The 303-nt window shown below is 54.1% G+C and carries 1 protein-coding gene; it reads right to left on the bottom strand.

The window, feature by feature from the left end; translation table 11 throughout:
- Positions 1 to 15: 15 nt before the first annotated feature.
- The gene (locus INT29_RS20845) at positions 16 to 216 is read right to left on the bottom strand and encodes a peptidase inhibitor family I36 protein (protein WP_226831737.1); all 201 of its coding nucleotides are present in this window, start codon (positions 214 to 216) and stop codon (positions 16 to 18) included.
- Positions 217 to 303: the final 87 nt, after the last annotated feature.

The raw sequence follows: 303 nt of genomic DNA, 5'->3' as shown, positions 1-303 counted from the left end.
CAGAGAACCAATTAGCTATCGCATAGCCGCTGGACTGCTAACAGGGGCCCAATCATTCCCACTCGCATTGTTCCAGCTGATCGTCTTGTAGTTCTTGACAGTAGCTGATGCTTTCATGTAAGAGCCGCCGTATGTGTTGTTGTTCCACACGCATGCAGTCCCACTGGAGCAGCTGCCAAGCGCCGCATGTGAGGGCGTCGCGGCGGTCAGCGTCATTGCCGCTACTGCGAAGAGGAATGCAGCCAAAGCGGCTCATCGTAAATAAGAGTGTAGAAGCGGCCTGAAACCACCGGATTCGAGTAA

This window comes from Brevibacterium sp. FME37, assembly GCF_014897485.1.
Classification (GTDB): Bacteria; Actinomycetota; Actinomycetes; order Actinomycetales; family Brevibacteriaceae; genus Brevibacterium.
This window is presented reverse-complemented; position numbering and strand designations above follow the sequence as displayed.

Coding starts and splice junctions, on each gene's coding strand:
- INT29_RS20845 (WP_226831737.1), bottom strand. CDS start 216: ATGACGCTGACCGCCGCGACGCCCTCACATGCGGCGCTTGGCAGCTGC.